Raw genomic sequence first — 23953 nt, 5'->3', positions numbered from 1 at the left:
GATATAAATTAAGCTTCCGCAGGATAATGTACTGATATGACCGATATATAATTGGTTTAATTTCATGATTTGTTTCTTAGTAAAGCCAAACTTAAACCTATTTAAAACCAGTATTTTACGGAAAACCATAATCCAAAAAAAATACATTTCAAAGCAAAAAAAGCTCCCTAAGGAGCTTTAAAAATTAATAGAGGATCTAGTAGAGATTTCTAAATAATCCCCATATCTTTTGTGATGGAAACCAAATGAACTGTATTTGCAGCCTTAAAAAAATCTTTTAGTTTTGAGATTCTTTTTTCGATGGTGCTTTTGCTGTTTGGTTTTATGCCTAATTCCTGAAAAGTATTGGTAATATCATCCTGCATAATTCCCAGAGATAAATGTTTCAGAATCTTGATATCCAGATCATCAATTTCGTAATTGCTTTTTTCCTGCAAAGCAAAAGCAACTTCCTGAGAAATAAAGGTTTCGTTTGAAGTATACAGTAAATTGATCGCCTTTTTTAGATCTTCAATACTGTTTAGGCCTTTTAGAACAAAAGCATCAACTCCCGCATTATCAAAAAGCGATTTTATACGGTAGCTTTTATCTTCTACCGAATAGACTATAATTTTAATATTAGGCTGTAATTCACGCACTTTTTGTACCAATTCATCGCCATTAGCAATTTTTAGTTCGCGATGGTCTGTTTTGAATGAAAGGTCACTGATTAATAAATCAAAAGGTTCGTTATCCTGAATTGCTTTTCGCACTTTCAGTAAAGCTTCATCACAGTATTTTGAATGCTGAAAATTTTCAATATTTACATCTTTTAAGACTTGCTGAATTCCTAAATTCATTGCATCAAGATCTTCAGCTATTATTACTTTTTTAAACATAGGGCTTTTATTTTGGCAGTTTTATATTGACTCTAAAACCTTTATCAGGTTCAGTGTCAAAAGTAATAGTTCCTTTTATGGCCAGAATACGGTTTTCCATATTTTGTAGACCATTTTTCACAATTTTATTTTTTTCGGCACCTTTTCCGCGATCGGCATAATTTATAAATACAAATTTTTGATCGCTGTCAAAAGTTAAAGCAACTAACGGCGCGTGGCTATGTTTTTTCATATTGACCATCAATTCCTGTAAAACTCTGTAAATGGTTACTTTTTTTATTTCGTCAATTTCGTTCCAAATTACTTTTTCGATGTTGTTAATAATCACGTTTGTCGATTTGCTGTTATAGGTAGAAAGCATTTCTTTCAAATTATCAGAATAATTTACTCCGGTTTCAATATCATTGTTTTCTCTCGAAATTCCGCGAACGCGCGTATAAATATGATCCAGTTTTTGAATCAAAGTATCTTTTGTGTTTTCTACAGATAAGGGCTGTGTTTGTGTAAAAGTTATGGCGTTAAAAACATCATTTGCCAATTCATCATGAATATCTTTTGCAATTCTGGTTTCGGTATCATAAGCGGTTTTTATTCGTATAATTCTGTTTTTATTTTTGTAATAACGTACAAGAACGACAATTACAATTCCCAGAAAAATAAAGCCAATAAAACCAACTATTTTTTGATATTTTGCTTCCTGAAGCGCCAGTAAATTCTCTGCCTTTTCTAATTTCAGTTTCTGGTTTTCGTCTTTTTCCTTTTTAGAATCGTATTTAATCTTCGCAAATTTGTTTTTAAAATTGTTGCGAATTTTGGTAATACTATCATTTAAGGAGATGTATTTTTGAGCATATTGAGTGCCTGAACCATTTGAAATTAAAAGAGACAATGCTTTTAAACGTTCATCGATACTATGAAATTTGGTTGCAATTTGATATGCATTCTGAGCATTTTGATTTGATTTTTCCGAATCAAATTTTGCATAAAATTCTGCTAAGTGTAGGTAACTTTCGATACTGCCGTAAGTATCATCAATTTGTTTTCTTAATTCAAGCCCTTCATTCATAAATTGAAGTCCTTTAACGGAATTTCCATTTTTAAAATAAGCAAAACCCAGATTGTCCAAAACTCTTGCCTTAGTTTTTGCAAATTCTTCATTATTTGCAAATTTTTGATTTAAGATAGATTCTAAAATTTCAATTGCTTTATCGTATTTTTTTGTTTGATATAAACAACGGCAACATTATTTAGAGGGGATTGTCTAAAAATTTCATTTTCAGCATCTTTTATCGCCTGGTTATAATAGAAAATAGCATCATCATAAATCGAAAGCTCTTTATCTGCAATTCCAAAAAGAGTATTGATAGCTACTATATAATTATGATCATTTTTAACGTATGGAAGTGCCTCTGTTAAGGTTTCTTTACTGCCATAATAATCACCGTTTATTTGCTGGATACTAGCCATTTGAATTAAGCTAAAAACAATATTGGCACTATCTTTTGAACCTTCAAATACTATTTTTGATTTGTTGAAGTAATAAAAAGAGCTATTAAAATTGTTTTTTTGAAAATTGTTCATCGCTTTTTCCTGCAAAAACTTGCCTTCTTTTTTAGATAGACTGGGCTGAACTTTTACTATAGTTTTCTCTTTACAGGAAATAAAAAAGAGAAAAATAAATAAATAAAAAAACGGGGATCGTAGCATAAAAGTTACTTTCCCCGAATGTACTAATTATCTTAGTACTTTATTAAGATTTACCAATTATTATTTTGGTGGTTTAACAGGCACCGTATCATCACCAGGTCCATCAGGCGGAGCGTCTGCTTGTATAGCAACAGGATCTTTTTTTGTTTCAGTTTTTGTTTCTGCAGTTTCGAATTCATCAGCTGTGCAGGAAAATAAAGTTGTGCTCAAAAGAGCGAATGCGCTTAATATAAATAAGTGTCTCATGATTATAAGTTTTAGAAATTAAGCATAGGTATGGCTGTCCGGAATCGTTCCGAATCTTGTTTGGGCACAATACCTATGCGTGTTTTTGGTGGGAAGTGAAGTGAGTAGAACTATAAAATTTTATTTATACTTCCCGGGATAAACTCCGCTTTACGGTTTTCCTCACTTTTAATAGAACTAGTTTTGTATTTTTGTTTTATTCGATATCGAACAAGAACTAATTCTGAAGCAAAGGAACAACGCTTATGAGCCTGTGTCGATACGGAATTCCTGAAAGTCTTACCTTTACTGAAAATCCCGGAAAATCCTTGAAAAATCCTAAAAATCCTTATGGCCTATGCAAAAAAATACTCAAATAGAAATTGAAAATGCCTATAAAGAAGCTGTTAGAAATAAATATATAAGTGAAAAAATTGAGGGACAACATTCAGATTATTTAATTAATCCTTCACAAGCTAGTTTAAGAGATTTATGTTGGGAGATTTTTAGTTCAAGTCCCACGATCGATGATATAAGTGTATACCGTAATTTTTTTAAAGCTGAATTTAATTCTAAAGAAGAGGACGTATCTATTACATATACTAATAAATTTAAAAAAGTGGGCGCTTTTTTTAGAGGAGATAAAGTACCTGCTAAAATGAATACAGTAAATTTTGCTGCAATTTTGGTAGATTTTGAAGATCGTCCATTTAGTAAATTTAAAAAAGGAGTAGAAAGAAAAGACTCTTCTGAGATTAAACAAATGGATGATGAAGGTGTACAAGAATTAGAGGAAAAGAATTCGCCAAGTAAAAACGATGAGAAAGATTCAACTAAGAAAGAAACACCTCCAAAAGAAACACCTACAGGTAAATTGAATCTTTTTAGACTTTTTAAAAGATCAAAAAGAACATTAATAGGAACTGCCGTAATTTTTGGATTGATAGCATCAACAATCTGTTTATTAGCCTTCAAAAAAGGTTGCATGCAATGGTCTGATAATCATTATGAATTGGTATACTGTGATAAACCAATGGAAGGAAATTTAAATGAGGTAATTTTAAGAGACGATAATCTTTTAAATTTCAAAAAGTTAATAGTTTGCGATACAACAACTTGTTTTAAACCAGATGGAGAAGCAATTGTATGGTATGCAAAAACAGGAGACAAAGCAGATTTTTTAATTCAAATGGAAATGGAAGACACCCAGAAACAAAAAGATCATTAAGACCTATTACAGAATATATCAAAGGAAAATATAAAGGCGATTGCCCAACAAAATAACGTCACGTCTAAAACCGGACAGGTTTTAAAAACCTGTCCGGTTTATCGAAAAGAATAAAAAAGCGGATATACCAATTAAGTATATCCGCTTTTATATTTAAATAAAAATTCGAGAAAATTAGTGAAATTCGTGGCAAACAAACATTCAACGAAATTCGTGGCAAACAAAACGTTACAAAGAAATTCGTGGCAAACTAAAACTAAGCCACAATTTCCCCACCATTAATATGTATAAATTGTCCTGTAATATAACTGCTATCTTCACAAGCCAGAAAAACATACGCAGGCGCAACTTCTGAGGGCTGACCGGCTCGTTCCATCGGATTATCTTTTCCGAAATCTGATACTTTATCGAAACTCGCAACTATTAAAGGTGTCCAGATTGGGCCGGGAGCAACTCCGTTTACGCGTATTTTCTTTTTGGCTAACATCGTTGCTAACGATCTTGTAAAACTTACAATAGCCCCTTTTGTACTTGCATAATCTACCAAATGTTCGCTGCCGCGATAGGCAGTAACCGAACTCGTGTTGATAATCGTATCACCTTCCTGCAAAAAAGGCAGTGCAGCGTTTGTGATATAGAAATACGGGTAAATATTAGTTTCAAACGTTTCGTGAAGCTGTTTTGAAGTTATTTTTTTTAATTCGTCCTGAGGGAATTGTACAGCCGCATTATTCACCAGAACATTAATTTTTTTAAATTTTGTATGGCATTTTTTTACAGCTTCTTTACAAAATTTCTCGTCTTTTAAATCTCCGCTGATAATCAAACACTGCTGACCTTCTTTTTCGATCAACTCTTTTGTTTCAAGAGCATCTTTATCTTCATTAAGATAAACTATGGCAACATCTGCGCCTTCTCTGGCAAAATGTACAGCTACACTTCGGCCAATACCGCTGTCACCGCCGGTTATAAAAGCGACTTTTCCAAGCAGTTTTCCGCTTCCCGTATAATTCTCCCTGATAATTTCAGGTTGAGGATGCATTTTATGTTCATCTCCCGGCAAATTCTGCTTTTGTTCGGGAAATTTCTTTGGTTTTTCTTTTTCCATGATTAATTATTTTTTGGGTCTTTATCAACTTCCTAAAATAGTCTCATTTTCAATAATAAGGTGACCTGAAAAAATCAAAAGTTAGCGCAAAAGATCACGAAATCAGATTCATAAATTGATATTCTGTAAAATTTAACTGATAAAATATAAGAGAAAAAACAAGCCTCTGATTTACATTTGAGTCAACGTAAAAAATGCCTGATTAACTTTAAAAAATCAGCATTAAAAAATTCGACTGAATTAAAAATTACCATAATTTAATTAAAGAAAAAATGATACATCAAATTGATACAACAGATAATGTTGTTGCTTTTAGAGCATTAGCAGAAGTTACTAAAGAAGATTTTCAAAGAGTGGTTGTTCCGGCTGTAGAAAAACTGGTAAAGCAATTAAACGAAATCAATTTTTTATTGGTTTTAGATACTGATCTTGAAAATTTTACCGCTGGCGCCTGGCTTCAGGATGCCATGATCGGACTTAAACATTTGGGAAAATGGAACAGAGCTGCTATTGTTTCAGATTCTGAAGAGATTATTTCTTTCACAAACGGATTCAGTTATATCGTTCCGGGAGAGTTTAAAGGCTTTAAAAAACTGGAATTCAATAAAGCTTTAAATTGGGTTGAAGGGAACATTTAGACATAAATTCCAAAAAATAAATTCCAAATTCCAAGCTAGACTTTTAGATTTTTTGGAATTAGGAATTTGAATTTAGATTTTTTTGGAATTTAAATTTATAAAAAACTTATTATGAGGTCAATATGGACAGGTTCGATTAGTTTTGGGTTAATCAATATTCCCATAAAGATGTTTTCTGCCGTGCAGGAGAGCTCGCTTGATATGGATATGCTAGATGCAAAAGATCATTCTAATATTAAATTCAAGCGTGTAAACGAAAAAACGGGCAAGGAAGTTACTTTTTCCAATATTGTAAAAGGCTACAAAATTGATGATAAATATGTAATTGTCGAAGACGAAGATTTTGAAGCTGCAGATGCCGTTAAAACAAAAACTATTGATATTCAGAGTTTTGTTGACGAAAAAGAAATAGAAAGTATTTATTATGAACAGCCGTATTTTCTTGAACCTGATAAAGGAGCAATGAATGCCTACGGTTTACTTCGTGATGCATTGGCATCTACGGGAAAAGTAGGAGTGACGAGTTTTGTTTTAAGAAATAAAGAAAGTCTGGCGATTTTAAGACCGTACAAAAATATAATTCTTTTAAACCGAATTCGATTTGAGCAGGAAATCAGAAGTACAGACGAACTTAAAGTTCCGGCAATTTCAAAAAAGAATACCAAAGAAATGGATATGGCGCATAAACTTATAGATCAGCTTACCGAAAAGTTTGATATTAGTGCCTACAAAGACGAATACACAGCCAAACTTTTAAAAATAATTAAAAGCAAAGCAAAAGGTAAAAAAACAAAAGTTCCGGAACTTAAAGTTGTACACAAACAAAGCGATGATTTATTAGACATGCTAAAAGCAAGTTTAGAGAATAAGAAATCGTCTTAAAAGTTATGAGTTTTGAGTTATGAATTATGAGTTGAATGTCATTATATAAAAAGAGACAAAAGTCTATATAAACTTTTGTCTCTTTTTTATTTTAATTAAAAATCAAACGCATCAAGCTATAATTCAAAACTCAAAACTCATAATTCATAACTAACTTTTAACTCCCAATCCATAATTCTTGATAATTTTCTGGATATTGGCTCCTTTGCCTAAAACAGGCGCCCACAAATCACCTTTTTTCTCAAATCTTGGCAAGACATTTTTAATGGTAAATTGCGACGGATGCAATTTTGGAGTTACTTCGCTCCATTCTAAAGGCGTTGAAACTTGCGTTCCGGGCACGGGGCGAACAGAGTAGGGTGCGGCCAAAGTTTGTCCGCGGCGATTTTGCAGATAATCCACATAAATTTTATTGTTTCTTTTCTTGATGCTTCGTTCCAGAGAAGTAATTTCGGGAATTCGTTTTTGAATTTCTGTAGCCACTAATTGTGCGAAAATTTTAATCGAATCATAATCGTATTTCGCGCCAAGCGGAATATATACATGCAAGCCCGAAGCTCCCGAAGTTTTGCAGTAACATTCGGTTTCAAATTCGTCCATAACCTCTTTTACGGTTAAGGCAGTTTGTACAACTTCTTCAAATTTATCTTTTGAAGGATCAATATCGATTACAAGCCAATCCGGATTTTCAATATGTTTGATGGTTGAATTCCAAGGATTTATGTCAATACAGCCCAAATTTGCCATATAAAGCAAAGTCGCTTTGTCATTGCAAATTAAATAATCCAGATGTTCATCATTGGATTCTGAATATACTTTTTTAGTTTTTAACCACGACGGAATTTTATCCACATCAACATCTTTCTGATAAAAACTTGGGGCATCAATTCCGTTAGGAAATCGATTCATAGACTGCGGACGATCTTTTAAATACGGCAAAATAAAATCAGCAACTTCATTGTAATATTGCACAATTTCGCCTTTTGTAATTCCGCTTTCAGGAAAATATATTTTGTTTTGATTGGTAAGATGGAGCGTTTTTGTACCCACCTTCAAATCATAATCTTTTTCTTTACTCGTTTCTGGTTTTTCTTTAGCCGTTTCTGGTTTTTCTTTAGTCTTCATAACTTCCGTATTTAAAGTTTTGGTTTTTGAAGTCAAAAAAACTTCACCTGCTTTTTTATCCATTCTCAAACCAAGATAAACAGGATGTCTTAGTCGCATGTCATCCGTCCATTCTGTAAATTTAACCTGGCAGACAAATTTTGGTTTTAACCATTGTATCTTATCCCGAAGTTTTATTTTTTGTACAACCGGAGATTCCTTTATAAAATTGGGTTTAAATTTAGTGTATAAATCCTTCAGTACTTCCTCAGTAAATCCGGTTCCGCATTTACCAATATATTCCAGTCTTTTACCGTAATATTGTCCTAAAAGCAAGGCACCAAAGTAGCTGCGGGAATTTTTGGGTTCAGTAATTCCTATAATAACAGCTTCTTCCTGCTGTGCAATTTTTATTTTAAGCCAATTATTGCTTCTTTTCCCGACTAAATAAGTGCCATTAGCTTTCTTGGCCATTATACCTTCGCTATTGTTTTTTGTGGCAATTTCTAAGCTTTTAAGTCCGTTTTTGATAGTATGTTCAGAGAAAAAAACATTCGAAAAAGAATATTTGTCCAGTAACATTTTTAAAAGCTCTTTTCGTTCAAGTAACGTTAAATTGACAGTAGAAAAACCATCCAGATTTAAAATATCAAAAACATAATATTTTAAATTTCCTTCGCCGGTTTTAAGATAATTTTGAAGGTGCTGAAAACTGGCTTTTCCTGCATCATTTTCAACGACGACTTCGCCATCCAGAATAACTTCATGTTTTATTTTTTCAAGTTCTTTTAAAACAGGTTTGAAGTTTTTATCAAACGAAAGTTCGTTTCGGCTAAACAAATGCACTTCATTTGGTGTAATAGTAACGAGAGTACGGTAACCGTCATATTTATTTTCAAAAACCCAGTCAGGATCATCAAAAGGTTTGTCAAAAATATTTGCCAGCATTGGCGAAACAAAGCCTATATCTTCTTTTTTGTCTGTTTTGGTTTTTATCGTTTTGGTTTTCCTGGGAGTAGTTTCTTCGGAGGTATCTTCATCTTCAATTTCATTTTTTTTGAAGCACTTTCCGTTTTTTTCTCTAACGATTCTAAAGTCTGATTCGAGAGAACTGATTTGTTTTTCTTCAAAATATCTTCTTCCGTGGCATATTTGTCCTTTTTTTTAATCAAAAGCCAGGCATTTTCCTGTTTGCCATGGAGTTTTACCAAAGAAAATTCGCCTTTGAGTTTTTTTCCTTTTAAAACAAAACTCAAATGGCCTTTGTGCAATGCGGCTTTTAATGCTTTTCTGGCCGAAACAGCATCTTCATCTGCAGTAGTATAAGTTCCATTATCCCAAACAATAACATTTCCGGCGCCGTAATTTCCTTCTGGAATTGAGCCTTCAAAATCCTTATAATCATATGGATGATCCTCGACCATCATGGCAAGTCGTTTTATTTCGGGATCCATAGACGGACCTTTTGGTACGGCCCAACTTTTAAGAACACCATCCAGTTCCAGCCTAAAATCATAATGCAAATGCGAAGCTGCATGTTTTTGAACCACAAAAATGAGGTCTTTTTCAGATTTGCCAATTTTGCCTTCAGGTTCCTCGGTTTGCTTGAAATTACGTTTTTGGTTGTATTTGGAAAGTGACATAATAAAGTATTTATTAGTTCATACTCTGTTTTTTTTAAGTCTGTTTTAAAAAAATGTACTTCCAAGTTGTCATTCTGCTATTTAATTTTAAAAACTAAAAACAAAAGTGAAACCCGGAAGTACAAATCTATATTATGCGTGTTCATTTATATTATCAGCATCAGAATATCCTGAAGCAGCTTTTTCGTCAGATGATTTTTTGATTTTTTTATAAATTGCGGTTGCCAAAATAGGTAAAGCAAGACCGGCGATCATTGCCCCGGTTTTTTGGTGGCCTGCTTTTTTTAAAACCGCACCGGCAATTAATGTTCCTACTCCTGCACATACCAATTGTTTAGTAGAAAAACTTAGCGCTTTGTTTTCTAATTCTTCAGGAATGATCCCGTGTAGTAATGGATTAATGAAATTTAAATTTTCCATGATTTTTTGTTTTTTAATTTAACATTTGTAAAAGGTCTGACTGGTTATTCCATCAGATTTTATTTTCTAAATCTTCTATCTTTTAGTATCGTCTGAATTTTCTATATGTTTCAAATCGTTCTTTTCTTTTAAAATTCGATTTGGATTATCATGTGTAAATTCTTTTGCCATTTTGGTGTTTTTATCAGAATCTATTTTTGATTTTAAGAGATTCTCTACTGTATCTTTTTCAGGACAATTGTCATTATCCGGATCGTAATTCTTTTCGACCATGACGTTTTCGATTTAAAATTTCTAGTATTTCCAAATTTAAGGACGTAAGCTTATTTTTTCTTTATAGAATTTAATTTTCTAATTATATAATTATCAGGGTAACAGTTGTGTTTGCTGAGAATTTACCTGAAAAATTTTATAAATTTAATCATTAAAATATAGGAATTTTTCGCATAAACTGTACGGTGAAAATTATATAATTTTTAAAAAATATTTTGTAATGTTAAATTTCTTAAAATTTTAAATCTTTGTTTAAACATTTTTACCACCATAAATAAGGCAGTAATTATGATGTGTTTTTCGATCTTATTTTATAACTAAAAAAGAACTATTATGAACCAAAAGGGACCTATTGTACTTATAGAAAATAATCAGGGAGATCGTAAATTATTTACACAAATTTTCTCTGAATTAGAAATTTCTAATAAAATTTTATGCTTTAATTCGGGGAATGATGCTTATAATTATCTGACAACACATGATGTTTCAGCATTTTTAATTTTTGCAGATATTGTTCTGCTTCATATGGATGATAAACAAACAGCTCATATTCCGTACAAAAATCTGAGTATAGAATTAAATTGTCCCTGTTTGTTTTTTACAACTGTATTTAATCAGTGTTTTGTGCTTGATGTACATTCAGTACCAACACAAAGTTACGTTGTAAATCCTTATACGTACGAAAAATTCAAAGAAGTTATTCGTACTATAGTCGAATATTGGAGTAAAACGGAATCTATAACCCAATATGGCAAAAGTAAAGGCCAGAAAGATGTAGCAAATTAGAAACAAAAAAGCGGTAAATTATGTTTACCGCTTTTTTTATGGTATAAAATAGTGTTTGAATTAATTGAAAGGAAGATAAATAATGATATTTGTTCCTTCGTTTATTTTGCTTGAAACTTTTATAAAGCCGTGATGATTGTTGACAATTTTTTGTACCAAAGTTAGTCCAAGACCGCTGCCGTTATATTGATCGCTATTATGCAATTTGTAAAAAGGTTCAAAAATTTTAGTTTCATAATTTTCAGCAATACCAATTCCGTTATCCACAACACAAATCTTGATATAATGTGTCTGCAGATTTCCTCCAACTTCGGTTATTTCTTCATTTGTAGGCTGTTGCGAACTTATTTTTATTTCAGGAACAACATTTTCTTTTGCGTATTTAATTGAATTAGAAATTAAATTGGTAAACAATTGCTGTATTTGATGGGGAATAACGGTTAATTGCGGAAAAGGATCAGTAATCACAATCGCATTTTTCTCTGCAATTACATCTTTCATATCATTGATTATTTTCTTTAAAAGTAAATTCAAATCTGTCTTTTTAAATTCTTTTTCGATAAAATTAATTCTCGAATAATTGATCAAATCGGTAATTAACTGACTCATGTTGTTTACCGAAAACAAAACGCGTTCTAAATTATGTCTGCCGCTTTCTGATAAGTTCTTTTCCGTATCAAAAACTCTTTTGCAAAACATATTAATTTTTCGCAACGGCTCCTGTAAATCATGACTTGCCGAAGAGGTAAACAATTCTAACTGTTTGTTATATCTTTCTAATTCTGCATTTTTAGTTTTAAGTAATTCATTTGTGACACTTAAATCTGTAATATCTTCGAGTGCCAAAAGAATCATTCCTTCCGGTTTTGATTTTGCAATTTTTCGTGCATTCACCATCATTACTTTTTTGCCAATTCCCGAACAAAAGGTGTCAACTTTAAAATCTTCAAGAATGTTTTTTTCTCCCAGCATTTTAAAGATTTGTTCTTTAAATTCAGGGATATCCCATTGACAGTCGCCAATTTCAAAAAAGGAATGCTCTTCAGTTTCTGCTTCTGTAGTTTGAAAATATTTGTAAAAGGCAGGATTGGCACTTTTTATAATAAAATCCTTATCGATAATAAGCAAAGGCTCGCGAATTGTTTTTACAATCGATTCAGAATAATTGCGTGTCGAAATAAGCTGTTCCTGACGATCCATAAGTTCATCATTTACACACATTAATTCTTCATTATTCGACTGAAGTTCTTCTGTAGAAGTCTCCAGTTCTTCATTCATCGCCTGAAGTTCTTCGGTACTGCTTAATAATTCTTCGTTTGTAGTCTGCAGTTCTTCAAAAGCAGTCTGTTGTTCTTCGGTAACGCGTTTAATGTCTTCGCGCATCTGATTAAGCTCTTTTTCCAGTTCCTTAATTCGTTGCTTATCAGATGTACTTGAACTTAATTTTGCATCATTGTCAATTTCCGGAACAGGTTTTTTATGAAAAAGAACCATCAAATGCAAATCATCATAAGGAAGCGTAAGTATCTCAAAAGAAGCCAGATAATCCTGATCCTTAACTTTGATATTTTCTTTTATGAGGTTTTCCTTTTCTTTTTTTACTTTCAAAAGTGCATTACGAAGTTCAAAACTAATGCCTTCACGTGCCATTTTTAGAATATTAAAATTCGGTTTACCCGGAGAAGGCAATAAAAACGGACTTGTATCTCCATGAAAATGAACAATTTCTGAATGCTCGTTGATGATAACACTTGCGGGCGTGTATTTTGAAAATAAAATATCTGAAGTTATTTTTTTAAAATCAGTTTCCGGGACATTTTTTACGTCGTGGTTTGTCGTTTTTTCGCGCGCAGTAATATGTGCAGGCTTAAATACTTCGGGTACATAACGTCCCGGAGCAAATTTACGTGTGTATATTTTTTCATGTTTGCCTACATTTTCAAATAAATTTGCAGCATTGTTTGCTGTCTCTGATTTTCCAAGAAATAAAAAACCTTTTTCCTTTAAGGAATAATGAAAAGAACTCAATACTTTATTTTGTAAAAACGGATCAAAATAGATTAAAACATTTCGGCATGAAACCAAATCGATCCTGGCAAAAGGCGGATCTTTTATAAAATTGTGAACAGCAAAAATGCACATATCACGAATTACCTTATTGATATGATAATGCCCATCTCTTTTTGTAAAATAATTGTGCAGTCTCGTTTCAGAAATTTGCTGTACATCCTGGGGCGTATATAAGGCCGCTCTGGCTTTTGCAATGCATTTTTCGGAAATATCCGAAGCAAAAATCTGAACTCTGACTTCTTTAAGGTTTTTTTGAGATAAGTATTCATGAAGACAGATTGCCAATGAATACGCTTCTTCACCAGATGCACAGCCTGCTACCCAAATTCTTAAATTATTATTTACGATATTATTGATTAGCTGTGGAAAAACCAGAGTAGGCAAGGTTTCAAAGTATTTTTCGTCTCTGAAAAAATACGTAACCGGAATCAAAAAATCGTTAAAAAGCGCATCTTGTTCGTTTTTATCATTTCGAAGAATATTGTAATAATCCTGTATAGTTTCTCTTCTTAAAATAACCATTCTGCGGGCAATACGCCTTCTTATGGTAGGCTGTTTGTAATGACGAAAATTATTTCCGGTTCTTAAAAAAACCAGATTTATAATTTGATTGAGAATGTCTTCTTCCTCTTTCGGAATATGTTCCTCTTCGCTGTAAGCATGATTGGTAATATAACTTTTGCGAATTTCGATTAATCTGGATGCAATTTGTTCAGGATCCAATATGTAATCGATCACATCGGCATCTATGGCACTTTGCGGCATTCCCTTAAAAGCAGCTGTTTCTGGCTCCTGCGCAATTGTTACTCCGCCAAATTCTTTAATTTTTTTAACCCAATCGTACCGTCAAAAGCGGTTCCGGAAAGTATTACCCCAATGGCAAAACTTTTATGTACCTGAGCAAGCGATTCAAAAAAGATATCAATGCTTTTATTTGTTTTATCACTGCGTGTTCTTTTGTAGAGTTTTAAAACTCCGTCTTCGGCAATTAAATTATTGTTCTCCGGAATAATATAAATATGATTCGGAGCCAAATTAATATCATTAACGATCTCATGAACTGGTATTTTAGAATGCTGGGCTAATATTTCGGTTAAATTACTAGGATAATCCGATGATAAATGCTGTACGATAACATAAGCCATTCCGGAATTTTCGGGTATGGTTTTAAGTACTTTTTTAAAGGTATCCAAACCTCCGGCTGAGGCTCCTATACCAACTACGGGAAAATCCTGAGTTGTTTTTTTGGGCGTGTATTATCAGGAATATTCATAAAAACATATGTATTAATATGATAAAGGTATGAATCCTTTTACAATTAAAAAAGGAATGCATGAAGTGGAAATCTTATAAAAATGAAAACTTTAAAATATAAGCAGGAGTTGTAATTCTTTATAAAATTTGTACATGTAAGTTTAATTATAAAATATAAATAGTTTATAATCAAATTATTAATTGTAAAAATCAATATTATGAAAAATTTATTTTTAACATGTGCAATGATTATGTTTCTAGGAAGTGCAGCTATGGCACAAGATACCCAGAAAAAAAGCAATCTAAAAGTACGACAGATACTACTACCGTACAAAAGACGAACAAAAAGAGTACAACGACTTATAAAAACGATCCTGCCCATAAACAGCATACAGATAAGTCTAAAACAACAAGTCCTTCTACTCCCAATTCTACAATACCCAGAGATACTACAAAACCCGGATACGGAACCGGTTCAGGAAGTGATGGCGGCGTAGGAACAGGAACTGATACAAAAAAGAAACCATAATGAAAAACTGAAGATGAAAAAGCCTGTAAATATTTACAGGCTTTTTGTTTAATCAATATCCATGTTTAAAGAATCCTGATGTTTTATTACTGCCGCTTCTTTTTTGTTTTTGTTTTGGTTTTGGTCCCTTCTTAGATCTTCGTCGTCACAATAACCGCTGCAATAGATGTTTAGAAACGAAATAGCAATAATAAAAAAGATAAGTTTTAAGTTTAAATGTTTCATTTTGTTTGATTTTTATGGGTTTATTCTTAAGGATTAAAACAAAAATATAAGTGGCAATAACTTCAGGTTTACATAATTTTTTCAGATCGTTATATAATTCCCATTTTTATACCTTTAAAAAAGGATTTTATGTTCTTCTTCCGACGTTTCTATTTTTTTGATTTCGACTTTTTCTTTCTTAATGGCTTGTCTCAATAAACCAAAAAGACTCATATAAACATTGGCAACAAAAACCAATGCAAAACCTGCAATAATATAGCCGCGCCAATCATCTATTAAAAGTTTGTAATCACATAAAGCAATAAAAAATATAGTGACATAATGACTAAAACAATATTCACAGGTAAACAGATAAAAGGCTTTTCTGGTTAAGATTGTTCGCCCATTTTGAGAACGTTTTACACACCATTCCCGAGGTTCCTTAAAAATTTCTTCATGAGTTACAGTCCATGCAATGCAGGATATGGGAATGGCAAGAATAAAAAGCCAGACAATTTGAGTTGCAATATCCATTTTTATACGTTTTTAGATTAAATTCTATGAAATCAATCTTTTAAAGATACGATTCGTCTGATTTTTTGCCTTTATATAGTTTTCTGTTAATTTTACAGAATTTCGCATACCAAAAAGCCGTTACATATTTAAATATAACGGCTTTCGGTTTACAATTTTTTGGGCATTATGTCATTCGCGCGGATGATTTTCGTGAAAATGTTCATCATTTTCTTCCAGTTTCTCATCATCGTTATTGTCAAGATCTCCATCTTTCTCAATTTCCTGATCCAGATTTTCTTCGTTGCGTTCAGGATTATCGTTTGTAGACAAGTCGTCTTCATCAATCACACGTTCCTCATTCGGAATATTTTCATTTCGGTTAAAATCATTTGTTTCATGATTTACATCATGCAGCTCTTCATCTTTATATTGAAGATCATCTTCCTGATATTTATGTTTATCGTTATCAAATAAATCTTTTACCGAAGCATCATTGTGTGTTTCTGTAATAGTATCGTCGTGGTGAAAATTACGTTCAACTTGCCCGTAATTTTTATTGTTTTCATTTTTCATAGCAAGTAAAATTTGAAATTGTTTTAATTGATAAAGATTTCTCATATTCAGTGCAGAATGTTTCAGGTCTGTAAAAATGTTCTTTACAAAGCTACTATTGAAATTACTTTAACTTATTACAGAAAAATCAATTGTATTTTCATAATTAACAGTTGATCTTAATTTATTTCCATTCATTACTTTATAGGCAACAATGGAAATTATTGTTTGATTATCAAATGTTTAAATATTGTAAGCTTTGTAAACAATCATGTAATGGCTTGGTTTTGTTTGTAAATTACTTTTGTTGAACGATCAACTGTCATTTTGGCCAAATGAATTCAGATCAAATCACGATACTACTTAAAAATATAAAACCCATAAAAAATGAAAAATTCCACGCCAAACCATGATCATTCAAATGATAAAGAAAGAGATCTGGATATCAATAAATCAAATGCCGAAAATCAGTTTCTTACCACAAATCAAGGGGTTAAAATAAACGACAATAATAATTCTGCAAAAGCCGGCGAAAGAGGCCCATCCTTATTAGAAGATTTTATTCTAAGAGAAAAAATTACCAATTTTGACCATGAACGCATTCCGGAACGTATTGTACATGCCAGAGGTTCTGCAGCACACGGTTATTTTGAACTTTACAAACCATTAGACAAATATACTAAGGCGGGTTTTTTAAACGATACGAGTATTAAAACACCGGTTTTTGTTCGATTTTCTACAGTAGCGGGTTCAAGAGGTTCTACAGATTTGGCGCGTGATGTACGCGGATTTGCCGTAAAATTTTATACACAGGAAGGAATTTTTGATTTGGTAGGAAACAATATGCCTGTATTTTTTATTCAGGATGCCATGAAATTTCCTGATTTAATACATGCCGTAAAACCCGAACCGCATAACGAAATTCCGCAGGCAGCTTCTGCACACGATACTTTTTGGGATTTTATTTCGCTAATGCCAGAATCCATGCACATGATTATGTGGGTAATGAGCGATCGCGCAATACCAAGAAGCCTGCGAATGATGGAAGGTTTTGGTGTGCATACTTTTAGATTTATAAATGATAAAAACGAATCTCATTTTGTAAAATTTCATTGGAAACCAAAATTAGGAACCCATAGTGTTTTATGGGATGAAGCACAAAAAATATCCGGTAAAAACTCTGATTTTCATAAACAGGATTTATGGGAAGCCATAGAATCTGGTAATTTCCCAGAATGGGAATTAGGAGTGCAGATTATTCCCGAAAAAGACGAACATATTTTTGATTTTGATTTACTCGATCCAACAAAATTAGTTCCCGAAGAACTTGTTCCGGTAACGATTATTGGTAAGATGACATTAAATAAAAATCCTGATAATTTCTTTGCAGAGACAGAACAGGTCGCTTTTCATCCCGGACATGTTGTTCCCGGAATTGATTTTACAAATGATCCTTTATTACAGGGACGTTTATTTTCTTATACTGATACACAATTATCAAGATTGGGAAGCCCTAATTTTCATGAAATTCCCATTAACCGCACCATTGCACCAATGCATAATAATCAGCGTGACGGACATATGCGTCAGCAAATTGCAACGGGCAGAGTGAGTTATCACCCAAATTCATTAGGAGGCGGATGTCCGTTTCAGGCAAAAATAGACGAAGGAGGATTTGCAAGTTTTAATGAGCGAATCGATGCGCATAAAGTTCGCGACAGAAGTGCCAGTTTTTCAGATCATTTTAGCCAGGCAACGCTTTTTTACCAAAGCCAGACCGATACAGAACAAGAACATATTATTAAAGCTTTGACTTTTGAATTAGGAAAAGTAGAAACAGTAGTCATTAGAGAAAGAATGCTTGGTTTATTATCAAGAGTAGATCCTATTTTGGTAAGCAAAGTATCGAAATGTTTAGGTTTAAAAGTACCAAAAGAACTCGAAAAACCTATTAATCATGGAGTAGGAGCAGATGCCGATCCTAATAAACACGAGCCGACTTTTGTAAAAAGACCAACAGAAACTTCAGATTCCTTAAGTATTTTAAAAAGTGAAACCGGTAAAGATTCTATTGTAACAAGACAAATCGCTTTTTTATGTGCAGATGGCGTAAATGCGGCATCAGTAAACAATATGAAAGCAGCTTTAAAAAAGGCCGGGGCGGTTGTAAAAATTATAGCGCCGCATTTAGGATCCATAGTTTCTGAAGATGATTCGGAAATTCCGGTTGATCAAAGTTACCTAACGGCAGCTTCTGTACTTTTTGATGCCGTGTTTGTACCTGCCGGAAAAGGAATTCTGGATCTAAAAAACAATGGCGATGTCAAAGAATTTCTTACCGATGCTTACAAACATTGCAAGTTTATTGCCGCCGAAGGTCAGGGAATAGAGATACTTCCGTTTGTTAATAATAATAATTCAGAAAAACCTATTAGAGATGTTGGTATTTTGGTAAGCGATCAAATAGGCGATGAATATCTATCGGCTTCTTTTATTAATGCATTGGCCAACCACCGTTTTTGGGAAAGAGAAGCGAATTTGTAAATTACAGTAAACTGAAACTAAATTATTTTGACATGTAATAACTTTTAAATGACTCAATAATATGCCAAGTGAAAAAGTAATACAGTGCTGCCAGGCACTAATAGAGAAAAAATGGACGATAAGTTTTGTAGAAAGCGCATCGGCAGGAAAACTGTGTAATGAATTTTCTACCGTTATTAATTCAGGACAAATCTTAATTGGAGGTCTGGTTTGTTATCATGTATCGATGAAAGAAGATTTACTTTTGATACCAAAAGGAACTATTGAACAACACACGGCGGAATCTGCCATTGTAACAAAATTAATGGCGCAGAATTTCCATCGTTTTGTTACTTCGGATATTTGTGTGGCCTTAACAGGATTAGCAAGTCCAGGAGGAAGCGAAACTCCTTCAAAACCCGTTGGAACTATTTTTGTACATATTATTTTTCCGGATAAAGAAATAGCAAAAAGATTTAAATTCGATGGAAATCCGGAACAAATTATCGCACAAGCCGTAGATGCAGTCGCAAATTTGGTCTATGAGGAGACTCAGCTTTAAGAAGTTGTATAAAAACAAAAAACCGTTAGTTTTTGCTAACGGTTTTTTTATGTTTTTTGAAGTAAAGTTTTATTCAACTCTAAATTTGCCATTTCCTGATAAATCTGCATCTCTAAACAAGTCTTCTTCTTCCTCTTCTTCATAAATATCATTTTCTTCTTCATCATAATAATCCTCAAGCTTTTGGTCAGCTTCTTCCTGATTTTCATCATTCGTAATAGCATCGTCCTGATTGATGATTTTTTCTTCTTCATCAGGGTTTTTAGCAAATCTTGGGTGATGGCTGTCTGTTTGGCTATAAATACTCAAATCATCTTCCAAGTCCCAATATCCTAACTCTTGTATGCTTTGTTCTCTGGCGCTAATCGTAACATTCTCTGAATTATGAAAATTACGGTCGCGACGACCGTAATCTTCTCTTTTTTCTATTTCCATAATACTATTTTTATGAAATTAATTTTTTTAGAATTCGCTTTTTTGTCTGTTGCAGACTTCGCATTGCTTTTCGAAGTAGTAGATTTCATATCAGATTTTTTGTCCGACATTTTTGCACCTGTAGTGCTGCTGGTTCTGTGATTTGAAGTATTCATAATAATAAGGTTTAAATAATTAATATTACAAATTTAACCGCTATGATTTTTAAATATTTACACAAAAATGCTTCATAATTTCATAATTTACAGGTTGTTATAAAAAAAATGCACTTCAAAAATATATGAAGTGCATCTTATTAAGTAATATTATAGTCTTATTTAAAGCCTGCTATTCAATTCATCCAGCTGGTTCTTTAAATTGATACCTTTTACGGTTTTAAATTTGTTTTTTGAATTTGATGTTTCAGTTAAAGTCGGAATTTCTATTTCAATAACAGTTCCTGATTTGGGCTTAGATTCTATTAAAAACGAACCTTTTAAATTATGAATTCGGGTTTCTAAATTAATATAACCAAATCCCAGAATATAATTTTTAGTATGAAATTCAGTTCCATTATCTTTAAATAAAAGGCTTAGACTATTGTCTACAAGATTTAGCTGAATTTCGATTTGTGAAGCTTTTGCATATTTTATTGTATGGTTTAAAAGCTCGTGAACTATTTTAAAAACTTCCATTTGAATAAGTTCATTAATAGTATTAATGTCTTTTTTCGGAAAAGTAAGAAACGATATTTTTAATTGGCTCGCCGCACTTAAATTGATGATATATGTTTCTAAAACTTCGCAAAACTTGTCAGGACTAAATTTCTTGGGAACCAAAGAATTAGATAAGTTTCGTACTAGTTTGTAAGTTTCTTCCAGTTGCAGATTAATCTTCGTAATGTTTTTTAAATTACTATTATTCAGATGATTTAGCTGGAGTTTTACAGCAGCCAAATTTTTGCCGATCGTATTGTATATTTCCTGCGAAATATGCTCACGTTCTTTTTCCTGGCCATTAATCCAGGCTTTAATCAAATTTAATTCCTGTTCTTTTAGCAAACTGTCTATTCTTTGAGAATTGATTTCTTCTTGTTTGCTGTTTAATAAACGTTGTGCGCTTAAACTTCTGTAAGTTTGAAATAAAAGCCCCGAAATCAAGATCAAAAGTGACAAAAAAGTAACGATAATAAACAATTGTGTATCCTGTATTTCATTACTTGCAAGCAAAAAGTTCTTGACAGAATTGCTTACAACAGCATTAAAAATGAGAGAAGCATGTGAATTGTGAATTGAAGAAGAAATAAGCAGTTTTGTACTTTCCGTTTGCGCCTGCAAACCAATTGATACAAATAAAAACAACAATAAATAAAGCCTTTTAAAACAAAGTACCATACATTTTAGTTTTATAAATCAATAATAAAAACATTACAGTTAAAGTCTTGTAAATTTGGGGTTTATAAGAATAACGCAACTTTTTTTTGCGGCTTAAAATTAGTGTAAAACAATTAAAACAGTGTCATTTTTGCTAATTATTTTTTAAATCGGATTCTCTGCATTTGTAAACTTAAAATGCAGTATTTATTTCATTTTTAATAAATTATATCATCAAATCATTTTTTTCGTAATCAAATGGCTATTTTTTACATTTTTTAAAATTTTTAAGGCATTTTTAAGTTGTACTTATTTAGTTGAAAAACAAGCAGTTTAAAATAAATGTGAGCTTTTTATTATAATATTGAAAAGTATAGTACTGCAATAGCCAATATGTATTCGTAAATTAGTAGCCAAATAATATACCACATGACAGTACTTACATTTACCCTGATTATGATTCTGGGTGCTTTTTTAGCCGGTTTTATTGGTTCATTATCAGGACTGGGCGGCGGAATAATTATAATACCACTTTTAACTGTTGTGCTGGGCGTCGATATTCATTACGCCATTGGAGCGGCTTTAGTTTCGGTCATTGCAACTTCTTCAGGATCTGCGGCGGCATATGTAAAAGAAGGAATAACGAATATGCGTTTGGGAATTTTTCTCGAAATCGCCACTACAATTGGCGCAGTTGGCGGGGCATTACTTTCTGCTATTGCACCAACTTCTTTCATAGCCGTTTTATTCGGATTGACTTTAATTTTCTCGGCTATTAATTCCTTAAGAAAAAAAGAAGAACATATTGTTTTAGAATCAAGTCCTTTAGCAAAAAAACTTCATTTGCAGGGAACATATCCTACGCACGACGGACAAGTTGTACATTACGGAACCAAAAATGTAATTGGCGGTTTTAGCATGATGGGACTTGCTGGAATGATGTCTGGTTTACTGGGTATAGGTTCAGGAGCTTTTAAAGTTATTGCGATGGACAATATTATGCGAATTCCGTTTAAGGTTTCTACCACAACCAGCAATTTTATGATGGGCGTTACCGCAATGGCGAGTTCTGTAATCTATATTCAAAAAGGCTATATAGAACCCGGAATATGCATGCCTGTTGTAATTGGGGTATTATTTGGCGCAATGGCCGGAGCAAAAATATTGGTGAGAACAAACCCTAAAAAACTCCGCATCTTTTTTGCGTGCCTGATATTTGTATTGGCAGTAAACATGATTTATAACGGACTTAATGGAAAAATCTAAAACTATGACACAGGAAAAATTTGGAGAAAAAGATTTTCAAACCATTATAGGTAATTTATTGCGCTACGGTGTATGGATTTCATTATCAGTAGCTTTTATTGGCGGAATTGTTTATTTGATGCACCACGGCAGCGACATCGAAGATTATTCGGTATTTAAAGAAAACGACAGAAATATTTTTGAAGTATTTGCCAATGTTTACAACGGCGTCATTCACGGAAGTGGAGAATCGATTATCTTTTTTGGAGTAATATTGTTATTTCTTACGCCGGTATTTCGTGTTTTGCTTTCGCTGTTTTCTTTTCTTTTAGAGAAAGATTATCTCTATGTTGCTATTACTGCGATTGTCATCGGAATAATTATCCTTAGTATTTCATTCGGATTTTCGCATTAAGAAAAGATTTTAGATTTTATTTCACGCAGATTTGGCAGATTTGAACAGATTTAAATTTGGATAATCATCTGCGTGCATCTGCTAAAATCTTTTTAAAATCTGCGTGAAAAAATATGAAGTGAAACGCTTTTTTTGAGATAGTTATGAGAAAGATTTTTAATTCTCAATTTTTAATTATTTCCCAATAATTTCCTTGCGATGTAATGTGCCCCAATCTTTCAATGCCATAATTACATGGGTAAGTGATTGGCTGTGTTCCGTTCGCGCGTATTCAACTGTTGGCGGAAACGTATCATAAACCGTTCTTGTTACCAATTTATTTATTTCCAGATCTTTAAGTTCTTTCGAAAGCATTTTATCGGTAATTCCGTTAATGTCTTTCGAAATCTCCTTAAATCGTTTTGGTCTGTCAGATAAAGCAATTAAAATCGGCAATTTCCATCTTCCGTTTAAAACTTCTAAAGCATCCCTTACCGGCAATAATGCGGCCATGTATTCTTGTGGTCTATGGGCAAATTCTTTTATTTCGTCGTTTTTTATCATACCAATTGTGTTACTATCCTCAAGGATAGCGCTATCCTTGAGGATAGTACTATAAAAGGGATAGTAAATATATATAAGTTTGTATCATAAAACAAATTAATAGATAATCATGAGCAAAAGAATTTTGAATATAACGACAAGTTTAAAAGGAGATGCTTCGTTTAGCATCAAATTGTCAAACGCCATTTTAGAAAAATTGACAGCAGAATATCCGGAAAGTCAGGTAAAAACATCTGATCTTTCTAAAGCGCCTTCACCATATTTAAGCGGATTGGATTTGGCGGCATTTTACACGCCGGCAGATGCACATACAGCAGAACAGCAAGAAACTATTAAATATTCAAATGAAGCGATAAGAGATTTATTAGAAGCCGATGTTATTGTAATTGGGGTACCAATGTACAATTTCGGAATTCCCGCAGTTTTAAAAGGATGGATTGATCAGGTTGCAAGGGCAGGGGCAACATTTAGTTATGCTGATGGTTCGCCAAAAGGATTGGTAACGAATAAAAAAGTGTATTTGTCAATTGCTTCAGGAGCTATATTTTCTGATGGCCCGTACAAAGCTTACGATTTCTCAGAACCGTATTTACGTGCCGTACTTGGCTTTTTGGGAATGACAGATATTACTGTTTTCCGTGTTGAAGGAACAGCAATTCCTGATTTTGCAGAAGGTGCTTTACCAAAAGCCTTAGCAAGCGTTGAAGAATATGCGTTTTAATAATTGTTAATTGTTAATGGCTAATTATATTCCTGCAAGGTTTTCAAAACCTTGTAGGTATATTTTTAAAGTAATAGGATCGAATTTTAAGTTTTAGGAATTATAGCAGTTAATAATTACCTTTAATAAGACTTAGAAAT

27 protein-coding genes and 1 pseudogene are annotated in these 23953 nt (G+C 32.7%); 10 read left to right on the top strand and 18 right to left on the bottom strand.

Annotated features, from left to right (window positions below; translation table 11 throughout):
- Positions 1-209: 209 nt before the first annotated feature.
- The 4 genes from ACZZZT_RS17795 to ACZZZT_RS17780 all read right to left on the bottom strand — a co-directional run bounded on the left by ACZZZT_RS17795 (position 210) and on the right by ACZZZT_RS17780 (position 2831).
- Positions 210-878 carry a response regulator transcription factor gene (locus tag ACZZZT_RS17795; protein ID WP_042564475.1) on the bottom strand — a complete coding sequence of 223 codons (669 nt, stop codon included), beginning with the start codon at positions 876-878 and terminating at the stop codon, positions 210-212.
- Between the two features lie 7 nt (positions 879-885).
- A complete protein-coding gene (locus tag ACZZZT_RS17790; RefSeq protein ID WP_463461387.1) occupies positions 886-2004 on the bottom strand; it encodes a sensor histidine kinase in 1119 nt (372 codons plus the stop codon).
- A gap of 62 nt (positions 2005-2066) precedes the next feature.
- Positions 2067-2459, bottom strand: a complete 393-nt coding sequence (locus ACZZZT_RS17785) for a hypothetical protein (RefSeq protein ID WP_463461386.1) — start codon at positions 2457-2459, stop codon at positions 2067-2069.
- A gap of 186 nt (positions 2460-2645) precedes the next feature.
- Positions 2646-2831 carry a hypothetical protein gene (locus ACZZZT_RS17780; RefSeq protein ID WP_463461385.1) on the bottom strand — a complete coding sequence of 62 codons (186 nt, stop codon included), beginning with the start codon at positions 2829-2831 and terminating at the stop codon, positions 2646-2648.
- Positions 2832-3168: 337 nt separating this feature from the next.
- Between ACZZZT_RS17780 and ACZZZT_RS17775 the strand changes: the two genes are divergently transcribed.
- Complete coding sequence (locus tag ACZZZT_RS17775; protein WP_463461384.1) at positions 3169-4038, top strand: hypothetical protein; 870 nt, start codon at positions 3169-3171, stop codon at positions 4036-4038.
- A gap of 256 nt (positions 4039-4294) precedes the next feature.
- Here the strand turns inward: ACZZZT_RS17775 and ACZZZT_RS17770 are convergent, their stop codons facing one another.
- The gene (locus ACZZZT_RS17770) at positions 4295-5146 is read right to left on the bottom strand and encodes an SDR family oxidoreductase (RefSeq protein WP_463461383.1); all 852 of its coding nucleotides are present in this window, start codon (positions 5144-5146) and stop codon (positions 4295-4297) included.
- A gap of 272 nt (positions 5147-5418) precedes the next feature.
- On the opposite strand from ACZZZT_RS17770, the gene ACZZZT_RS17765 reads away from it, so the two are divergent.
- Together ACZZZT_RS17765 and ku are read left to right on the top strand one after the other, a co-directional pair.
- Positions 5419-5784, top strand: coding sequence for a SpoIIAA family protein (locus ACZZZT_RS17765; RefSeq protein ID WP_042564480.1), 366 nt, complete (start codon positions 5419-5421; stop codon positions 5782-5784).
- Positions 5785-5895: 111 nt separating this feature from the next.
- Entirely contained in the window at positions 5896-6666 is a 771-nt protein-coding gene (ku, locus tag ACZZZT_RS17760) for a non-homologous end joining protein Ku (RefSeq protein WP_463461382.1), read from the top strand.
- A 150-nt stretch (positions 6667-6816) separates the two neighbouring features.
- On the opposite strand, the gene ligD is transcribed toward ku, so the two are convergent.
- From ligD to ACZZZT_RS17740, 4 genes are all read right to left on the bottom strand, one after another.
- A complete protein-coding gene (gene ligD / locus ACZZZT_RS17755) occupies positions 6817-8718 on the bottom strand; it encodes a DNA ligase D (RefSeq protein ID WP_463461381.1) in 1902 nt (633 codons plus the stop codon).
- A gap of 44 nt (positions 8719-8762) precedes the next feature.
- A complete protein-coding gene (locus ACZZZT_RS17750; RefSeq protein ID WP_463461380.1) occupies positions 8763-9413 on the bottom strand; it encodes a DNA polymerase ligase N-terminal domain-containing protein in 651 nt (216 codons plus the stop codon).
- A 132-nt stretch (positions 9414-9545) separates the two neighbouring features.
- A complete protein-coding gene (locus tag ACZZZT_RS17745; protein ID WP_302095703.1) occupies positions 9546-9833 on the bottom strand; it encodes a PrgI family protein in 288 nt (95 codons plus the stop codon).
- Positions 9834-9908: 75 nt separating this feature from the next.
- On the bottom strand, positions 9909-10106 hold the full coding sequence (locus ACZZZT_RS17740; protein ID WP_302095704.1) for a hypothetical protein: 198 nt from the start codon (positions 10104-10106) through the stop codon (positions 9909-9911).
- Positions 10107-10439: 333 nt separating this feature from the next.
- Between ACZZZT_RS17740 and ACZZZT_RS17735 the strand changes: the two genes are divergently transcribed.
- Positions 10440-10892, top strand: a complete 453-nt coding sequence (locus ACZZZT_RS17735) for a response regulator (RefSeq protein WP_073393843.1) — start codon at positions 10440-10442, stop codon at positions 10890-10892.
- 60 nt (positions 10893-10952) lie between these two features.
- Here ACZZZT_RS17735 and ACZZZT_RS17730 read toward each other — a convergent pair whose 3' ends face one another.
- Positions 10953-13727: a CheR family methyltransferase gene (locus ACZZZT_RS17730; protein WP_463462462.1), complete on the bottom strand. Its 2775-nt coding sequence runs from the start codon at positions 13725-13727 to the stop codon at positions 10953-10955.
- Positions 13716-14155 (bottom strand): annotated as a pseudogene (locus ACZZZT_RS17725) (chemotaxis protein CheB); the annotation flags it as partial. The gene ACZZZT_RS17730 and the pseudogene ACZZZT_RS17725, both read right to left, overlap by 12 nt.
- Positions 14156-14454: 299 nt before the next feature.
- On the opposite strand from ACZZZT_RS17725, the gene ACZZZT_RS17720 reads away from it, so the two are divergent.
- Positions 14455-14745 (top strand): hypothetical protein, encoded by a 291-nt coding sequence (locus ACZZZT_RS17720; RefSeq protein WP_463461379.1) that lies wholly within the window; start codon positions 14455-14457, stop codon positions 14743-14745.
- A gap of 48 nt (positions 14746-14793) precedes the next feature.
- On the opposite strand, the gene ACZZZT_RS17715 is transcribed toward ACZZZT_RS17720, so the two are convergent.
- The 3 genes from ACZZZT_RS17715 to ACZZZT_RS17705 form a co-directional block, all read right to left on the bottom strand.
- Positions 14794-14970, bottom strand: coding sequence for a hypothetical protein (locus ACZZZT_RS17715; protein WP_463461378.1), 177 nt, complete (start codon positions 14968-14970; stop codon positions 14794-14796).
- Between the two features lie 114 nt (positions 14971-15084).
- Positions 15085-15483 carry a hypothetical protein gene (locus ACZZZT_RS17710; RefSeq protein WP_463461377.1) on the bottom strand — a complete coding sequence of 133 codons (399 nt, stop codon included), beginning with the start codon at positions 15481-15483 and terminating at the stop codon, positions 15085-15087.
- Positions 15484-15654: 171 nt separating this feature from the next.
- Positions 15655-16038 carry a hypothetical protein gene (locus ACZZZT_RS17705; RefSeq protein ID WP_463461376.1) on the bottom strand — a complete coding sequence of 128 codons (384 nt, stop codon included), beginning with the start codon at positions 16036-16038 and terminating at the stop codon, positions 15655-15657.
- A 366-nt stretch (positions 16039-16404) separates the two neighbouring features.
- On the opposite strand from ACZZZT_RS17705, the gene ACZZZT_RS17700 reads away from it, so the two are divergent.
- Positions 16405-18561 (top strand): catalase, encoded by a 2157-nt coding sequence (locus tag ACZZZT_RS17700; protein ID WP_463461375.1) that lies wholly within the window; start codon positions 16405-16407, stop codon positions 18559-18561.
- 61 nt (positions 18562-18622) lie between these two features.
- Entirely contained in the window at positions 18623-19102 is a 480-nt protein-coding gene (locus ACZZZT_RS17695; RefSeq protein WP_463461374.1) for a CinA family protein, read from the top strand.
- Positions 19103-19171: 69 nt separating this feature from the next.
- Here the strand turns inward: ACZZZT_RS17695 and ACZZZT_RS17690 are convergent, their stop codons facing one another.
- The 3 genes from ACZZZT_RS17690 to ACZZZT_RS17680 all read right to left on the bottom strand — a co-directional run bounded on the left by ACZZZT_RS17690 (position 19172) and on the right by ACZZZT_RS17680 (position 20910).
- Positions 19172-19537, bottom strand: a complete 366-nt coding sequence (locus ACZZZT_RS17690; protein WP_463461373.1) for a hypothetical protein — start codon at positions 19535-19537, stop codon at positions 19172-19174.
- A complete protein-coding gene (locus ACZZZT_RS17685) occupies positions 19528-19692 on the bottom strand; it encodes a hypothetical protein (protein WP_463461372.1) in 165 nt (54 codons plus the stop codon). The genes ACZZZT_RS17690 and ACZZZT_RS17685 overlap by 10 nt, the downstream gene beginning before the upstream one ends.
- A gap of 162 nt (positions 19693-19854) precedes the next feature.
- Complete coding sequence (locus tag ACZZZT_RS17680) at positions 19855-20910, bottom strand: sensor histidine kinase (RefSeq protein ID WP_463461371.1); 1056 nt, start codon at positions 20908-20910, stop codon at positions 19855-19857.
- Between the two features lie 408 nt (positions 20911-21318).
- On the opposite strand from ACZZZT_RS17680, the gene ACZZZT_RS17675 reads away from it, so the two are divergent.
- Together ACZZZT_RS17675 and ACZZZT_RS17670 are read left to right on the top strand one after the other, a co-directional pair.
- On the top strand, positions 21319-22155 hold the full coding sequence (locus ACZZZT_RS17675; protein WP_073393851.1) for a sulfite exporter TauE/SafE family protein: 837 nt from the start codon (positions 21319-21321) through the stop codon (positions 22153-22155).
- Between the two features lie 4 nt (positions 22156-22159).
- Positions 22160-22549, top strand: a complete 390-nt coding sequence (locus ACZZZT_RS17670) for a DUF1634 domain-containing protein (RefSeq protein WP_463461370.1) — start codon at positions 22160-22162, stop codon at positions 22547-22549.
- Between the two features lie 174 nt (positions 22550-22723).
- Here the strand turns inward: ACZZZT_RS17670 and ACZZZT_RS17665 are convergent, their stop codons facing one another.
- On the bottom strand, positions 22724-23092 hold the full coding sequence (locus ACZZZT_RS17665) for a winged helix-turn-helix transcriptional regulator (RefSeq protein ID WP_463461369.1): 369 nt from the start codon (positions 23090-23092) through the stop codon (positions 22724-22726).
- Positions 23093-23201: 109 nt separating this feature from the next.
- Here ACZZZT_RS17665 and ACZZZT_RS17660 point away from each other — a divergent pair, with 109 nt between their 5' ends.
- The gene (locus ACZZZT_RS17660; protein ID WP_463461368.1) at positions 23202-23813 is read left to right on the top strand and encodes an FMN-dependent NADH-azoreductase; all 612 of its coding nucleotides are present in this window, start codon (positions 23202-23204) and stop codon (positions 23811-23813) included.
- The last annotated feature ends 140 nt before the right edge of the window (positions 23814-23953 follow it).

The organism is Flavobacterium sp. AC274 (assembly GCF_979258275.1).
Note: the sequence above shows the minus strand (reverse complement) of the source record. Positions and strands in the feature narration are given on the sequence as shown.

What these genes read in the sequence shown, in the direction of transcription:
- ACZZZT_RS17750 (WP_463461380.1), bottom strand. Translation starts at nt 9,413, where the DNA reads ATGTCACTTTCCAAATACAACCAAAAACGTAATTTCAAGCAAACCGAG.
- ACZZZT_RS17715 (WP_463461378.1), bottom strand. Translation starts at nt 14,970, where the DNA reads ATGAAACATTTAAACTTAAAACTTATCTTTTTTATTATTGCTATTTCG.
- ACZZZT_RS17735 (WP_073393843.1), top strand. Translation starts at nt 10,440, where the DNA reads ATGAACCAAAAGGGACCTATTGTACTTATAGAAAATAATCAGGGAGAT.
- ACZZZT_RS17710 (WP_463461377.1), bottom strand. Translation starts at nt 15,483, where the DNA reads ATGGATATTGCAACTCAAATTGTCTGGCTTTTTATTCTTGCCATTCCC.
- ligD (WP_463461381.1), bottom strand. Translation starts at nt 8,718, where the DNA reads ATGCTGGCAAATATTTTTGACAAACCTTTTGATGATCCTGACTGGGTT.
- ACZZZT_RS17795 (WP_042564475.1), bottom strand. Translation starts at nt 878, where the DNA reads ATGTTTAAAAAAGTAATAATAGCTGAAGATCTTGATGCAATGAATTTA.
- ACZZZT_RS17740 (WP_302095704.1), bottom strand. Translation starts at nt 10,106, where the DNA reads ATGGTCGAAAAGAATTACGATCCGGATAATGACAATTGTCCTGAAAAA.
- ACZZZT_RS17685 (WP_463461372.1), bottom strand. Translation starts at nt 19,692, where the DNA reads ATGAATACTTCAAATCACAGAACCAGCAGCACTACAGGTGCAAAAATG.
- ACZZZT_RS17785 (WP_463461386.1), bottom strand. Translation starts at nt 2,459, where the DNA reads ATGAACAATTTTCAAAAAAACAATTTTAATAGCTCTTTTTATTACTTC.
- ACZZZT_RS17680 (WP_463461371.1), bottom strand. Translation starts at nt 20,910, where the DNA reads ATGGTACTTTGTTTTAAAAGGCTTTATTTATTGTTGTTTTTATTTGTA.
- ACZZZT_RS17675 (WP_073393851.1), top strand. Translation starts at nt 21,319, where the DNA reads ATGACAGTACTTACATTTACCCTGATTATGATTCTGGGTGCTTTTTTA.
- ACZZZT_RS17730 (WP_463462462.1), bottom strand. Translation starts at nt 13,727, where the DNA reads ATGCCGCAAAGTGCCATAGATGCCGATGTGATCGATTACATATTGGAT.
- ACZZZT_RS17720 (WP_463461379.1), top strand. Translation starts at nt 14,455, where the DNA reads ATGTGCAATGATTATGTTTCTAGGAAGTGCAGCTATGGCACAAGATAC.
- ACZZZT_RS17780 (WP_463461385.1), bottom strand. Translation starts at nt 2,831, where the DNA reads ATGAGACACTTATTTATATTAAGCGCATTCGCTCTTTTGAGCACAACT.
- ACZZZT_RS17690 (WP_463461373.1), bottom strand. Translation starts at nt 19,537, where the DNA reads ATGGAAATAGAAAAAAGAGAAGATTACGGTCGTCGCGACCGTAATTTT.
- ACZZZT_RS17745 (WP_302095703.1), bottom strand. Translation starts at nt 9,833, where the DNA reads ATGGAAAATTTAAATTTCATTAATCCATTACTACACGGGATCATTCCT.
- ku (WP_463461382.1), top strand. Translation starts at nt 5,896, where the DNA reads ATGAGGTCAATATGGACAGGTTCGATTAGTTTTGGGTTAATCAATATT.
- ACZZZT_RS17775 (WP_463461384.1), top strand. Translation starts at nt 3,169, where the DNA reads ATGCAAAAAAATACTCAAATAGAAATTGAAAATGCCTATAAAGAAGCT.
- ACZZZT_RS17660 (WP_463461368.1), top strand. Translation starts at nt 23,202, where the DNA reads ATGAGCAAAAGAATTTTGAATATAACGACAAGTTTAAAAGGAGATGCT.
- ACZZZT_RS17670 (WP_463461370.1), top strand. Translation starts at nt 22,160, where the DNA reads ATGACACAGGAAAAATTTGGAGAAAAAGATTTTCAAACCATTATAGGT.
- ACZZZT_RS17765 (WP_042564480.1), top strand. Translation starts at nt 5,419, where the DNA reads ATGATACATCAAATTGATACAACAGATAATGTTGTTGCTTTTAGAGCA.
- ACZZZT_RS17705 (WP_463461376.1), bottom strand. Translation starts at nt 16,038, where the DNA reads ATGAAAAATGAAAACAATAAAAATTACGGGCAAGTTGAACGTAATTTT.
- ACZZZT_RS17695 (WP_463461374.1), top strand. Translation starts at nt 18,623, where the DNA reads ATGCCAAGTGAAAAAGTAATACAGTGCTGCCAGGCACTAATAGAGAAA.
- ACZZZT_RS17665 (WP_463461369.1), bottom strand. Translation starts at nt 23,092, where the DNA reads ATGATAAAAAACGACGAAATAAAAGAATTTGCCCATAGACCACAAGAA.
- ACZZZT_RS17770 (WP_463461383.1), bottom strand. Translation starts at nt 5,146, where the DNA reads ATGGAAAAAGAAAAACCAAAGAAATTTCCCGAACAAAAGCAGAATTTG.
- ACZZZT_RS17700 (WP_463461375.1), top strand. Translation starts at nt 16,405, where the DNA reads ATGAAAAATTCCACGCCAAACCATGATCATTCAAATGATAAAGAAAGA.